We start from the raw sequence: 14,447 nt of genomic DNA on the forward strand, positions 1-14,447 counted from the left end.
AATTCCGAAAGGGATTGACGACATAGTGCTCGACGTCAACTTCTTCGACGAGCTGCGGATCGGCCTCGCCACCGCCGACGACATCCGCACCTGGTCGCACGGCGAGGTCAAGAAGCCGGAGACCATCAACTACCGCACCCTGAAGCCGGAAAAGGACGGGCTCTTCTGCGAGAAGATCTTCGGCCCCACCCGGGACTGGGAGTGCTACTGCGGCAAGTACAAGCGCGTCCGCTTCAAGGGCATCATCTGTGAGCGCTGCGGCGTCGAGGTGACCCGCGCCAAGGTGCGCCGCGAGCGGATGGGCCACATCGAGCTCGCCGCCCCGGTCACCCACATCTGGTACTTCAAGGGCGTCCCCTCGCGCCTGGGCTACCTGCTGGACCTGGCGCCCAAGGACCTCGAGAAGGTCATCTACTTCGCCGCCTACATGATCACGTGGGTGGACGAGGAGCGCCGCACCCGCGACCTGCCGTCCCTGGAGGCCCACGTCTCCGTGGAGCGCCAGCAGATCGAGCAGCGCCGCGACGCCGACCTCGAGGCCCGGGCCAAGAAGCTCGAGTCCGACCTGGGCGAGCTGGAGGCCGAGGGCGCCAAGGCCGACGTGCGCCGCAAGGTGCGCGAGGGCGCCGAGCGCGAGATGAAGCAGCTGCGCGACCGCGCCCAGCGCGAGCTGGACCGCCTCGACGAGGTGTGGAGCCGCTTCAAGAACCTCAAGGTCCAGGACCTCGAGGGCGACGAGCTGCTCTACCGCGAGCTGCGCGACCGCTTCGGCACCTACTTCTCGGGCGGCATGGGCGCCGCGGCGCTGCAGAAGCGCCTGGAGTCCTTCGACCTCGGGGAGGAGGCCGAGCGCCTCCGCGAGATCATCCGCACCGGCAAGGGCCAGAAGAAGACCCGCGCGCTCAAGCGCCTCAAGGTCGTCTCCGCCTTCCTGCAGACCCGCAACAGCCCCAACGGCATGGTGCTGGACTGCGTCCCGGTGATCCCGCCGGACCTGCGTCCGATGGTGCAGCTGGACGGTGGCCGCTTCGCGACCTCCGACCTGAACGACCTGTACCGCCGCGTCATCAACCGCAACAACCGCCTCAAGCGGCTCCTCGACCTCGGCGCGCCCGAGATCATCGTGAACAACGAGAAGAGGATGCTGCAGGAGGCCGTCGACGCCCTGTTCGACAACGGCCGCCGCGGCCGTCCGGTCACCGGACCGGGCAACCGCCCGCTGAAGTCGCTGTCCGACATGCTCAAGGGCAAGCAGGGCCGCTTCCGCCAGAACCTGCTGGGCAAGCGCGTCGACTACTCGGCCCGTTCCGTGATCGTCGTCGGCCCGCAGCTGAAGCTGCACCAGTGCGGTCTGCCGAAGGCCATGGCGCTGGAGCTCTTCAAGCCGTTCGTGATGAAGCGCCTGGTGGACCTCAACCACGCGCAGAACATCAAGTCGGCCAAGCGCATGGTCGAGCGCGCCCGCCCGGTGGTGTGGGACGTCCTCGAAGAGGTCATCGCCGAGCACCCCGTGCTGCTCAACCGCGCGCCCACCCTGCACCGCCTGGGCATCCAGGCCTTCGAGCCGCAGCTGGTCGAGGGCAAGGCCATCCAGATCCACCCGCTGGTCTGCACCGCGTTCAACGCGGACTTCGACGGCGACCAGATGGCCGTGCACCTGCCGCTGTCCGCGGAGGCCCAGGCCGAGGCCCGCATCCTGATGCTGTCCTCGAACAACATCCTCAAGCCGGCCGACGGCCGTCCGGTGACCATGCCGACCCAGGACATGGTGCTCGGCCTGTTCTTCCTGACGACCGAGCCGGAGGAGCGCGAGGTCAAGGGCGCCGGCCGTGTCTTCGGCTCGGTGGCCGAGGCCATCATGGCCTTCGACAACCGGGAGCTGTCGCTCCAGGCCAAGGTCGAGATCCGGTTCCCGGCGGGCACCGTGCCGCCGCGCGGCTGGACCCCGCCGGCCCCCGACGAGGACGGCGACGGCTGGCAGCCGGGCGACGCGTTCCGCCTGACCACCTCGCTGGGCCGGGCGCTCTTCAACGAGCTGCTGCCCGCGGACTACCCGTTCGTGGACTACTCGGTCGGCAAGAAGCAGCTCTCGGAGATCGTCAACGACCTCGCCGAGCGCTACCCGAAGGTCGTCGTGGCGGCCACGCTGGACAACCTCAAGGCGGCCGGCTTCCACTGGGCCACCCGCTCCGGCGTGACCGTGGCCGTCTCGGACATCGTCGTGCCCGAGGCCAAGAAGGGCATCATCGCCGGCTTCGAGGCCCAGGACGAGAAGGTCCAGAAGCAGTACGAGCGCGGCCTGATCACCAAGGACGAGCGTCAGCAGGAGCTCATCGCCATCTGGACCAAGGCGACCAACGAGGTCGCCGAGGCGATGAACGCCAACTTCCCGAAGACCAACCCCATCTTCATGATGGTGGACTCCGGTGCTCGCGGAAACATGATGCAGATGCGCCAGATCGCCGGTATGCGCGGCCTGGTGTCCAACGCCAAGAACGAGACCATCCCGCGTCCGATCAAGGCGTCGTTCCGCGAGGGCCTGTCCGTGCTGGAGTACTTCATCTCCACCCACGGCGCCCGCAAGGGTCTGGCGGACACCGCCCTGCGCACCGCGGACTCGGGTTACCTCACCCGTCGTCTGGTCGACGTCTCCCAGGACGTGATCATCCGCGAGGAGGACTGCGGCACCGACCGCGGCCTCAAGCTGGACATCGCGACCCGGGGCGCCGACGGCGTGCTGCGCAAGGCCGACGACGTCGAGACGAGCGTCTACGCCCGCATGCTGGCCGAGGACGTCGTCGTCGACGGCAAGGTCATCGCGCCGGCCAACGTCGACCTCGGCGACGTGCTCATCGACGAGCTGGTCCGCAACGGCGTCTCCCAGGTCAAGACCCGCTCGATCCTGACCTGCGAGTCCGCCGTCGGCACCTGCGCCATGTGCTACGGCCGCTCCCTGGCCACCGGCAAGCTGGTGGACATCGGCGAGGCCGTCGGCATCATCGCGGCCCAGTCCATCGGTGAGCCCGGCACCCAGCTGACGATGCGCACCTTCCACACCGGTGGTGTGGCCGGTGACGACATCACCCAGGGTCTGCCGCGTGTCGTCGAGCTCTTCGAGGCCCGCACCCCCAAGGGCGTGGCGCCGATCTCGGAGGCCGCGGGCCGGGTCCGCATCGAGGAGACCGAGAAGACCAAGAAGATCGTCGTCACCCCCGACGACGGTTCCGACGAGGTCTCCTACGCGATCTCCAAGCGCGCCCGCCTGCTGGTCGGCGAGGGCGACCACGTCGAGGTCGGCCAGAAGCTGACCGTGGGTGCGACCAACCCGCACGACGTGCTCCGCATCCTCGGCCAGCGCGCGGTCCAGGTCCACCTGGTCGGCGAGGTCCAGAAGGTCTACAACTCGCAGGGCGTGTCGATCCACGACAAGCACATCGAGATCATCATCCGGCAGATGCTCCGCCGCGTGACGATCATCGAGTCCGGCGACGCCGAGCTGCTGCCCGGCGAGCTGGTCGAGCGGGGCCGCTTCGAGAGCGAGAACCGTCGTGTGGTCGCCGAGGGCGGGCACCCCGCCTCCGGCCGTCCGCAGCTGATGGGTATCACCAAGGCCTCGCTGGCGACCGAGTCGTGGCTGTCGGCGGCGTCCTTCCAGGAGACCACCCGGGTGCTCACCGACGCGGCGATCCACGCCAAGTCGGACCCGCTGCTGGGCCTCAAGGAGAACGTCATCCTCGGTAAGCTCATCCCGGCCGGTACGGGTCTGCCCCGCTACCGCAACATCCGGGTGGAGCCCACCGAGGAGGCGAAGGCCGCGATGTACTCGGCCGTCGGCTACGACGACATCGACTACTCGCCCTTCGGTGCCGGCTCCGGCCAGGCGGTCCCGCTGGAGGACTACGACTACGGCCCGTACAACGGCTGACGTCGCAGGCCCGGCCCGAGGCCGCGGTGCAACGCAGGGCGGCCGCTCCCCGAGGGGAGCGGCCGCCCTGCGGCGTTCGCACACGGGCGGTGCCGATGGCGCGGCAACCGCCCTGCGGGCGGGCTGCGTCCAGCAGTATGGGAACACGCGGTTCTTTCACAGCGGGAGGTGCGCGGGATGTCGCTGCAGCCGTGGCAGGGCGGCCAGCCGGCCGGGATGAGAGCCGGACACATGGACCGCGAGCGGGCGGTGGACGTCCTCAAGGCCGCATACGCGGAGGGGCGGCTGTCGCCCCAGGAGTACGAGCAGCGGATCGGGCTGGCCTACGGGGCCACCACCTACGGGGATCTGGCACGCCTGGTGGCCGACGTGCCGCAGGGGCCCGTGCCGATGATGACGGGCTTCCCCCAGCAGCACCCCCTGGTGCCCCCGACCTTCCTGCCCGCCCCCAAGCCGCCCACCAACGGCATGGCCGTGGGGGCCCTGGTGTGCGGGGTGGCGACCTTCGTGACCTGGGGTGTCGCCGGCGTCCCCGCGGTGGTCCTGGGGCACATGGCCAAGGCGCAGGTCCGGCGCACGGGGGAGGAGGGGGAAGGCATGGCCACGGCCGGCCTGGTGCTCGGCTACCTCTCCTTCGCCTTCTGGGCGGTGGTGTTGTTCTTCGTCACGGTGGTCGCCGTCGGCAGCAGCTGAGGCCGCCGCCCGGGGTGTCCCCACGCGTGTGCATTTGTTTTGACCGCAGCCCATGCGCTAGGTACGCTCTGTCCTTGTGCCTGGGGTGTCCCCGGGTCTTCGCGCGTGCCTTTTACCGCGCGGGAATCCGACAATCCGCACTCTTCCGCTCGCCGGGAGTGAACCGGGACTCGCGACACGCCCGACCTCGGGGGTCGGAGTCGGCGGGGGACGCAGCAGGTTAGCTTTATCGAGATCGGCACACAGAAACCGGAGAAACGGTGCCTACGATCCAGCAGCTGGTCCGAAAGGGCCGGCAGGACAAGGTCGAGAAGAACAAGACGCCCGCACTGAAGGGGTCCCCCCAGCGTCGCGGCGTCTGCACGCGTGTGTACACCACCACCCCGAAGAAGCCGAACTCGGCCCTGCGCAAGGTGGCACGTGTCCGCCTGACCAGCGGGATCGAGGTCACCGCCTACATTCCGGGTGAGGGCCACAACCTGCAGGAGCACTCCATCGTGCTCGTGCGCGGCGGCCGTGTGAAGGACCTGCCGGGTGTTCGCTACAAGATCATCCGTGGTTCGCTCGACACCCAGGGTGTCAAGAACCGCAAGCAGGCCCGCAGCCGTTACGGCGCCAAGAAGGAGAAGTAAGAATGCCTCGTAAGGGCCCCGCCCCGAAGCGCCCGGTCATCATCGACCCGGTCTACAACTCCCCCCTGGTGACCTCGCTGGTCAACAAGATCCTGCTCAACGGCAAGCGCTCCACCGCCGAGCGGATCGTCTACGGCGCCCTCGAGGGCCTGCGCGAGAAGACGGGCAACGACCCGGTCGTCGTCCTCAAGCGCGCGCTCGAGAACGTGAAGCCGACCCTCGAGGTCCGCTCCCGCCGTGTCGGTGGCGCCACCTACCAGGTGCCGGTCGAGGTCCGCCCCGGCCGCTCCTCCACCCTCGCGCTGCGCTGGATCGTGGGCTACTCCCGCGCCCGCCGCGAGAAGACCATGACCGAGCGCCTGATGAACGAGCTGCTGGACGCCAGCAACGGTCTCGGTGCCTCCGTCAAGCGTCGCGAGGACACCCACAAGATGGCCGAGTCCAACAAGGCCTTCGCGCACTACCGCTGGTAGTCGAAGAAACCGCCGACGAGAACCGAGAGAAGACTGAGCCTTATGGCCACCACTTCGCTTGACCTGGCCAGGGTCCGCAACATCGGGATCATGGCCCACATCGACGCGGGCAAGACGACCACCACCGAGCGGATCCTGTTCTACACCGGCGTGAGCTACAAGATCGGTGAGACGCACGAGGGCTCCGCCACGATGGACTGGATGGAGCAGGAGCAGGAGCGCGGCATCACCATCACGTCCGCCGCGACGACCTGCCACTGGCCGCTCGAGAACGTCGACCACACCATCAACATCATCGACACCCCGGGGCACGTCGACTTCACCGTCGAGGTGGAGCGCTCCCTGCGCGTGCTCGACGGTGCCGTGACGGTGTTCGACGGCGTTGCCGGCGTGGAGCCGCAGTCCGAGACGGTGTGGCGTCAGGCCGACCGCTACGGCGTTCCGCGCATCTGCTTCGTCAACAAGCTCGACCGCACCGGTGCGGACTTCTTCCGCTGCGTCGACATGATCGTGGACCGCCTCGGCGCGACCCCGCTGGTCATGCAGCTGCCGATCGGCGCCGAGTCCGACTTCCAGGGCGTGGTCGACCTCGTCCGGATGAAGGCCCTCATCTGGTCCGCCGAGGCCGTCAAGGGCGAGATGTACGACATCGTCGACATCCCGGCCGACCTCGCCGAGACCGCCGAGGAATGGCGCGGCAAGCTCGTCGAGGCCGTCGCCGAGAACGACGAGGCCATGATGGAGCTGTACCTCGAGGGCGGCGAGCCCACCGAGGAGCAGCTGTACGAGGCCATCCGCCGCATCACCATCGCCTCCACCGGCGGCGAGGGCAACCCCACCGTCACCCCGGTCTTCTGCGGCACCGCGTTCAAGAACAAGGGCGTCCAGCCCCTGCTCGACGCGGTCGTGCGGTACCTGCCGTCGCCGCTGGACATCGAGGCGATCGAGGGTCACTCCCCGTCCGACGCCGAGCAGGTCGTCCGGCGCAAGCCGTCCGAGGACGAGCCGTTCGCGGGCCTCGCGTTCAAGATCATGAGCGACCCCCACCTGGGCAAGCTCACCTTCGTCCGCGTGTACTCCGGCCGCATGGACGCCGGCACCCAGGTGCTGAACTCCGTGAAGGGCAAGAAGGAGCGCATCGGCAAGATCTACCGGATGCACGCGAACAAGCGTGAGGAGATCGACAGCGTGGGCGCCGGCGACATCGTCGCCGTCATGGGTCTGAAGCAGACCACCACGGGCGAGACCCTCTGCGACTCCGCGTCCCCGGTGATCCTGGAGTCGATGGACTTCCCGGCCCCGGTGATCCAGGTCGCCATCGAGCCGAAGTCCAAGGGCGACCAGGAGAAGCTGGGTGTCGCCATCCAGCGCCTCTCCGAGGAGGACCCGTCCTTCCAGGTCCACACGGACGAGGAGACCGGCCAGACCATCATCGCGGGTATGGGCGAGCTGCACCTCGACGTGCTGGTCGACCGCATGAAGCGCGAGTTCAAGGTCGAGGCCAACGTCGGTAAGCCGCAGGTGGCCTACCGCGAGACGATCCGCAAGGCCGTCGAGCGCATCGACTACACGCACAAGAAGCAGACTGGTGGTTCCGGCCAGTTCGCCAAGGTGCAGATCGCGATCGAGCCCCTCGAGGGCGACGGCTACGAGTTCGAGAACAAGGTCACCGGTGGCCGTGTCCCGCGGGAGTACATCCCGTCCGTGGACGCCGGCTGCCAGGAGGCCATGGAGTTCGGCGTGCTGGCCGGCTACCCGCTGACCGGTGTCAAGGTGACGCTGCTCGACGGCGCCTACCACGAGGTCGACTCCTCCGAGCTCGCCTTCAAGATCGCCGGTTCGATGGCGTTCAAGGAGGGTGCTCGCAAGGCCAGCCCGGCTCTGCTCGAGCCGATGATGGCCGTCGAGGTCACCACGCCCGAGGACTACATGGGCGATGTCATCGGTGACATCAACTCCCGCCGTGGCCAGATCCAGGCCATGGAGGAGCGCAGCGGCGCCCGGGTCGTCAAGGGCCTGGTCCCGCTGTCGGAGATGTTCGGCTACGTCGGCGACCTGCGCAGCAAGACCTCCGGCCGGGCGAGCTACTCCATGCAGTTCGACTCCTACGCCGAGGTTCCGCGGAACGTCGCCGAGGAGATCATCGCCAAGGCCAAGGGCGAGTAACCCCGCGTTGCGGACCCCTTAGGCTTGACCGCAGGCAGCGGGGTGTCCCGCCGCTCCCGGCAAGGGAGTGGCGGGCCCCCGGGCCGGCACCCAATCCGCGGGTTGGACAGGTACGACACGTACAAGGCCCTTCGGGGTCCTCACCAACCCGGCAAGACCACCTGACGTCGCACGGCGTACAGATCCACTCCACAGGAGGACCCCAGTGGCGAAGGCGAAGTTCGAGCGGACTAAGCCGCACGTCAACATCGGCACCATCGGTCACATCGACCACGGTAAGACGACGCTCACGGCGGCGATCACCAAGGTGCTGCACGACAAGTACCCGGACCTGAACGAGGCCTCGGCCTTCGACCAGATCGACAAGGCTCCCGAGGAGCGTCAGCGCGGTATCACCATCTCGATCGCGCACGTCGAGTACCAGACGGAGAACCGTCACTACGCCCACGTCGACTGCCCGGGTCACGCGGACTACATCAAGAACATGATCACCGGTGCCGCCCAGATGGACGGCGCGATCCTCGTGGTCGCCGCGACCGACGGTCCGATGCCGCAGACCAAGGAGCACGTGCTCCTGGCCCGCCAGGTCGGCGTGCCGTACATCGTCGTCGCCCTGAACAAGGCCGACATGGTGGACGACGAGGAGATCCTGGAGCTCGTCGAGCTCGAGGTCCGTGAGCTCCTCTCCGAGTACGAGTTCCCGGGCGACGACGTTCCGGTCGTCAAGGTCTCCGCGCTCAAGGCTCTCGAGGGCGACCCGGAGTGGGCCGAGTCGGTCCTGAACCTGATGAACGCCGTCGACGAGGCGATCCCGACCCCGGAGCGCGACGTCGACAAGCCGTTCCTCATGCCGATCGAGGACGTCTTCACCATCACCGGTCGCGGTACGGTCGTCACCGGCCGCATCGAGCGTGGTGTCCTCAAGGTCAACGAGACCGTCGACATCATCGGCATCAAGACCGAGAAGACCACCACCACGGTCACCGGCATCGAGATGTTCCGCAAGCTCCTCGACGAGGGCCAGGCCGGTGAGAACGTCGGTCTGCTCCTCCGCGGCATCAAGCGCGAGGACGTGGAGCGCGGCCAGGTCATCATCAAGCCGGGCACCGTGACCCCGCACACCGAGTTCGAGGCCACGGCCTACATCCTGTCGAAGGACGAGGGTGGCCGCCACACCCCGTTCTTCAACAACTACCGTCCGCAGTTCTACTTCCGGACCACCGACGTGACCGGCGTCGTGACCCTCCCCGAGGGCACCGAGATGGTCATGCCGGGCGACAACACCCCCATGACCGTCCAGCTGATCCAGCCGGTCGCCATGGAGGAGGGCCTGAAGTTCGCCATCCGCGAGGGTGGCCGTACCGTGGGCGCCGGCCAGGTCACCAAGATCATCAAGTGATCTGAGCTCCTCGGAGCACCCGGTCCGGGGGCCCCGCGCCCCGTCCGCAAGGACGGCGGCGCGGGGCCCCCGGCTTTTTCCGTCCACGGGCGCCGTTCGCGGCGGGCCGGGGGAGCGTCCCGGACGTCAACGGCGTGCGGACGTCAACGGCGCGTGACCGTTCCACCCCTTCGTGGCGATCTTCGGCGTACCGGCGCGTTACCGTGGGTGCACGGTCGAGAATCTCGTCCATGGGAGACCGCCTCAAGCTCTCGGTGCCCTTCACCGTCGACATCGACCTGACGGAGATCGACCACCTCTGAGGAGCGGCCGGCGGCCTCCGAAGGAGGCTGTCCTCCTCGGGAGTGGTCCCTCTACCATGGTGCGGACGGCGCGTACCCCGACCGGGGGCGCGACCCTTTTCCCCGCAGGAGTGACGCCGTGCTGCGCACCATGTTCAAGTCCAAGATCCACCGTGCCACCGTGACCCAGGCCGACCTGCACTACGTCGGGTCCGTGACGGTCGACGCCGATCTGATGGACGCCGCCGACCTGCTGCCCGGCGAGCTGGTCCACATCGTCGACATCACCAACGGCGCCCGCCTGGAGACCTACGTCATCGAGGGCGAGCGCGGCTCCGGCGTCATCGGCATCAACGGCGCGGCCGCCCACCTGGTGCACCCCGGCGACCTGGTCATCCTGATCAGCTACGCGCAGGTCGACGACGCCGAGGCGCGCGCCCTCAGGCCCAGCGTGGTGCACGTGGACGCGGACAACCGGATCGTCGCCCTCGGCACCGACGCCTCCGAGCCGGTCCCCGGCAGCGACACCGAGCGCAGCCCCCAGGCCGTCGGGGCGGCCGCCGCGGCACCCGTCGGCTGACCCCTCTTCCGGCACGCCGACCCCCGGGCCGCTGCCCGCTCACAGCAGCAGCAGGGCCGCCGCCCACAGGACGTGGGGGACGCACAGGAGCGGGCCCAGGGGCATGCCGTGTTCGTGCGGACGGCTCTCCTCCGTGGGGCGCAGCCGCGGGCGGGCCCGCATCGCGTTGATCTGCCCGGCCGCCCGCACGTACGGGGGCTGCCGCCCCGGCCGGCTCCCGGACCGGGGGAGCACGAAGAGCCTCAGCACCCAGCGGGTGCCGTCGGTCCGGAGGATCCGCAGGCCGCCGTCGGCACGGGTGACGGCCCGCAACTGCTCCCAGGGCAGGTGCCGCACCCGCCAGGCGCCGGTCAGCCACAAGCCGGAGCGGTCGGCGGTGACGCGCCGGCCGAGGAGGGCGGCGGCAACGGTGATGAGGACGGGCAGGAGGAGGATCCCCAGGAGCTGCCGGCCGGGGCTCTCCGCCGCCGGGTCCTCGCACAGCGCCGTGGTCAGGAACCCCGAGCCCGCGAGGGGGAGCAGGGCCGCGCAGCGGGTGAGCCCGCCCGGCCCCCAGCGCACCGGGCCGGCCCCTCGGTCCGCAGGGGCGGTTCCGGACTCCGCGTGCTCCGCCGGGCCGGTGGGGGATTCCGGGGTCCGGCCGTCCGCGTCCGGTCCGGGAGCCGGGACGTGGCCGGGGTCGGGAGCGGGAGCGGGACCGGGGTCGGGGTCGGGGTCGGGGAGGAGTACCGGTTCGTCGCCCTCGGACGCGGGGCGGACGGGGCTGCCGGTGCGCGCCACGAGCGGCGCGCCGTCGGGACCTGTGGTGAGCAGGAGCAGTTCGCCGCCCTCGTGGGGGACGCCGTGGAGCACGGCCTCGCGCAGCCGGGTGTCCGTCGGCTCCTCGTTCTTCCTCGTCTCCCCCTCTTCTCCCTCCTCCTGGCCCGCGTCGCCGTCCGCGGGCACGGCGGTGCAGGAGAACAGGGGAGTGAGCCCTGCGGCGTCGTCGGCCGGGTGGATCCAGGTGTCGCCGTGGAGGTCGGTGCGCTGCAGCACCCGCAGCGCCGGGACCCGCGCGCCGTCCGGCACCGCGGCCCGGCGGCGGGCCAGGGCCCCCGCCGCGACGAGGGTCGCCCCCGGCACGCCTGCGGCGAGTGCGGACAACTGCAGGCCGAAGGAGCCGAAGACCCCGGCGAACAGGTCGTCCTCCGCTTCCCCCTCGGCCACGACGATCACCGCGACGTCCCTCGGCGCCGTTTCGAAGCCGCCGGCGGGGAACGGGTGGTAGCCGTCCCCGAACTCCGGGACAGGAAGGGGCGCGTGGGCGCCGGTTGTCAGGTCCGGTACCGCCGGCGCTGCTTCCTCCCGCTCCGCGGCGACGGTCAGGCCGGCGCCGGTCGCGGCGGCGGCGACCGCGCACAGGACGAGCCCGGCCCGCAGGGAACGGGCCCCGCGCCGCATCCGGTCCGGGGCGGTCTCCGGCAGGGGGTGCCGCGCATCGGCGCAGAGCCGCTCCACCAGGCGCCGCTGCCGTCGTCGTGCCACCAGGCGGCGGAGCGCCGCCGCCCAGCCGAGGGCGAGGGCGGCCACCACGGCCAGGGCGGCGAGGGACGCGGGCCGGGAGGCGTCGCCGTCCGGCCGGACCTGCTGCCAGGCGACGAGCGCGGCCAGTGCGGGCACCGACAGGAGGGTGAGCTCCGGCAGCAGGAAGTACCAGAGGAACTGGCCCAGGAGCAGGCCGAGCCGTGCCGTGTCGAGCCAGTCGGGCCCGCAGGGGGCGTAGGGCCCGTGGGCGTAGTCGTGGCAGGGCCCGGGCGGCTCCGCCGCGACCGTCCAGCAAAGGGCCGCGGACAGGGCCAGGATTGACCAGAGCGGCCGGGTCCACCGGGGCGGGCGCTCCCGGGTCCAGCGGCCGGCCTCCGAGGAGATCCAGGAGGGGACGCCGTCGGGTGCACGGCCGGGCGGCAGCGGGACGGGTGACTCGCTCACCGCAGGAGTATGACGCCGTGAAGGGCGGCGCGGCACCTCGGTCCGCCGCCGGGGCTCTCGTCGGGGTCAGACGAAGAACAGTGCCGCACCCCACAGGACGCAGGCGCCGAGCAGGAGCGGGCCGAGGGGCATGCCGTGGTCGAGCGGCGGGCTCTCCTCGGTGGGGCGCAGGTGCGGGTGGTCCCGCATCGCGTTGATCTCCGCCGCCGCCCGCGCGTGCGACGAATCCCTCCTCAACCGCCTGTCCAACCAGGGGATTCCGATGTCCGCCAGCCGCCAGTGGGAGCCGTCGGTCCGGTGGGCTTCGAGGCTTCCGTCGATGTGGGTGACGGCCCGGAGATCCTTCCAGGGCAGGTGCTCGACCTTCCAGGCGCCGGTCAGCCACAGCCCGGAACGGTCGGCGGTGACGCGCCAGCCGAGGAAGAGCGCGGCGGCGGTGAGCGCGGCGGGCAGCAGGAGCACCTGCGCGAGGTGCCACCCGAACCCGTCCGAGGCCAGGCGGCGGACGATGTTGGCGACCAGGAAGCCCGCGCCCGTGAGAGGCAGCAGCGCCAGGTACCTGGTGTGCCTCTCCGGTCCCCAGCGCACCGGGTGCGTGCCCGGCGGCATGGCGGCGGCGGCGCGGTCGGCGGCCTCCCGGTCCACGGACGGGCCGGGGCCGGCCCCCGCCCCTGCCTCGCCCTCGCTCCCGGGGCCGCGGACGAACACGGGCACGTCGTCCTCGTCCGCGAGGCGTATGCGGCTGTCGGTGCGGGCCACGAGCGGTTCGCCGTCCGGGCCGGCGACGACCACGGCCAGCTCGCCGCCCTCGTGGGGGGCGCCGTGGAGCAGGGCCTCGTGCATCCGGGTGTCGGGCTCCGCGTCCTTCCCGGGACCGGCGGGTTTGCAGGGGTCGACGGTGCAGGAGAACAGGGGGGTGAGCCCTTCGGCGTCACCGGCGGAGTAGACCCAGGTGTCGCCGTCGAGGTCCGTGCGCAGGAGGACGCGCAGCACCGGGACCTCCGTGTTCTCGAGCGCCCCGGCCCGGTGGCGGGCCAGGGCGCTCGCCGCCACGAGCGTCAGCCCCGGGAGGGCCGCGGCGAGCGCGAGCAGTTGCCGGCCGAAGGCGTCGTACGGCTCGGCGGCCAGTCGGCTCCAGTCGCCGTCGACGAGGACGGTCACCGTGCTGCCGACGGGGTGCTCCTCCGGGTAGGGGCTCGCGACGGTGAGCTCGCCGTCCGTCGTGCGCAGCCGCAGCGACTCCTCCCCGGAGCCGGTCACCTCCCCGCGCACCGCCGTGGCCGCCGCGGCCCGTTCGGCGTCGGCGGCGGTGCCGTTCAGGCCGGCGCCGACCGCGGCGGCGGCGACCGCGCAGAGCACGAGTCCGGTCCGGAGGCCGGCGGTTCCGCGTGGGAGCCGGCCCGGGGCGCCCTTCGGCAGCCGGTGCCGGGCGCCGGAGCAGAGGAGCTCCACCAGGTGCCGCTGCCGCTGCCGTGCCGCGAGCCGCTGCTGTGCCGCCGTCCAGCCGAGGGCGAGGGCCGCGACCACGGCGGAATTGGCGGTCCGTGAGGCGGTGCCGGGAGCGGTCAGGAGTTCGTTCCAGGTGACCAGCGCGGCCAGGAGCGGGGCCGAGACGAGGGTGGCCTCCGGCAGCCGGAAGTACCACAGCAACTGCGCCACGACCAGGCCGATCTGGACGGCGCCGAGCCAGTCCGGCCCGCAGGGGGCGTCGTCGCTGCAGGGTACGAGCGGCTCCGCGGCGACCGCCCAGGCGACGCTCAGCAGCAGGGCCAGGGCCGACCAGCCCGGCCGTGCCCACCCCGGCGGGCGCTCGCGGGCCCAGCGGGCGGCTTCGGGCCAGGTCCACGAGGGGGTGTCGTCGGGCGTGCGGCCGGGCGGCAACGGAACGGGTGTCTCGCTCACGCAAGGATTATGACGAGGCGAAGGACGGCGGGGTGCCCCCGACCGGTGTACGATCTCCGGCCGCCGATTGGCGTGGCCTCTGCCCCATATGGCACACTAGCCAAGTTGCTCGGTCGAGTGCCGATGCTGCGCGTCTCCCGTCGGGGGAACTGGAAGCGAGTCCCGCAGTACTCGTCACCTCTCATCAGGGGTGGAAGTACGGGAATCTTCCGGGAAGCGTACGCACGGGCCCGGCCAGGCGCCCGGTGGGTGTTTTCCCCCGATCCCCTGCGAGTAATCGCAACCGCGGTCACGTGTGCCGCACCCCCTCCCAGAGGGTTCCTCCTTGCGGAGAACTGTTGGAAGGGATGCGACACGCCCGACCTCGGGGGTCGGAGAAAAGCAGCCCCCACACGGGTACCAGAGCGTATTCACTACAGACAGGACTA

General features: G+C 70.7%; 9 protein-coding genes. 7 read left to right on the forward strand and 2 right to left on the reverse strand.

Annotated features, from left to right (window positions below; all coding sequences use genetic code 11):
- Nucleotides 1-25 precede the first annotated feature (25 nt).
- The 7 genes from GQS52_RS14990 (at nt 26) to panD (ending at nt 10,149) form a co-directional block, all read left to right on the forward strand.
- Entirely contained in the window at nt 26-3,925 is a 3,900-nt protein-coding gene (locus tag GQS52_RS14990) for a DNA-directed RNA polymerase subunit beta' (RefSeq protein ID WP_182313920.1), read from the forward strand.
- A 177-nt stretch (nt 3,926-4,102) separates the two neighbouring features.
- Complete coding sequence (locus GQS52_RS14995; protein ID WP_259370785.1) at nt 4,103-4,618, forward strand: DUF1707 and DUF4190 domain-containing protein; 516 nt, start codon at nt 4,103-4,105, stop codon at nt 4,616-4,618.
- 260 nt (nt 4,619-4,878) lie between these two features.
- Nucleotides 4,879-5,250, forward strand: a complete 372-nt coding sequence (gene rpsL / locus GQS52_RS15000) for a 30S ribosomal protein S12 (RefSeq protein WP_014144289.1) — start codon at nt 4,879-4,881, stop codon at nt 5,248-5,250.
- 2 nt (nt 5,251-5,252) lie between these two features.
- Complete coding sequence (gene rpsG, locus GQS52_RS15005) at nt 5,253-5,723, forward strand: 30S ribosomal protein S7 (RefSeq protein WP_182313921.1); 471 nt, start codon at nt 5,253-5,255, stop codon at nt 5,721-5,723.
- Nucleotides 5,724-5,765: 42 nt separating this feature from the next.
- Nucleotides 5,766-7,889, forward strand: coding sequence for an elongation factor G (gene fusA, locus GQS52_RS15010; protein WP_182313922.1), 2,124 nt, complete (start codon nt 5,766-5,768; stop codon nt 7,887-7,889).
- 205 nt (nt 7,890-8,094) lie between these two features.
- Nucleotides 8,095-9,288, forward strand: coding sequence for an elongation factor Tu (tuf, locus tag GQS52_RS15015; RefSeq protein ID WP_182313923.1), 1,194 nt, complete (start codon nt 8,095-8,097; stop codon nt 9,286-9,288).
- 420 nt (nt 9,289-9,708) lie between these two features.
- Nucleotides 9,709-10,149: an aspartate 1-decarboxylase gene (gene panD / locus GQS52_RS15020; protein WP_182313924.1), complete on the forward strand. Its 441-nt coding sequence runs from the start codon at nt 9,709-9,711 to the stop codon at nt 10,147-10,149.
- A gap of 39 nt (nt 10,150-10,188) precedes the next feature.
- On the opposite strand, the gene GQS52_RS15025 is transcribed toward panD, so the two are convergent.
- Nucleotides 10,189-12,117, reverse strand: a complete 1,929-nt coding sequence (locus tag GQS52_RS15025) for a hypothetical protein (protein ID WP_182313925.1) — start codon at nt 12,115-12,117, stop codon at nt 10,189-10,191.
- A gap of 66 nt (nt 12,118-12,183) precedes the next feature.
- A complete protein-coding gene (locus tag GQS52_RS15030) occupies nt 12,184-14,019 on the reverse strand; it encodes a hypothetical protein (RefSeq protein ID WP_182313926.1) in 1,836 nt (611 codons plus the stop codon).
- Nucleotides 14,020-14,447: the final 428 nt, after the last annotated feature.

It is taken from the genome of Streptomyces sp. SCUT-3, from assembly GCF_014083985.1.
Classification (GTDB): domain Bacteria; phylum Actinomycetota; class Actinomycetes; order Streptomycetales; family Streptomycetaceae; genus Streptomyces_H; species Streptomyces_H thermolineatus.

What these genes read in the sequence shown, in the direction of transcription:
- fusA (WP_182313922.1), top strand. Translation starts at nt 5,766, where the DNA reads ATGGCCACCACTTCGCTTGACCTGGCCAGGGTCCGCAACATCGGGATC.
- GQS52_RS14995 (WP_259370785.1), top strand. Translation starts at nt 4,103, where the DNA reads ATGTCGCTGCAGCCGTGGCAGGGCGGCCAGCCGGCCGGGATGAGAGCC.
- rpsG (WP_182313921.1), top strand. Translation starts at nt 5,253, where the DNA reads ATGCCTCGTAAGGGCCCCGCCCCGAAGCGCCCGGTCATCATCGACCCG.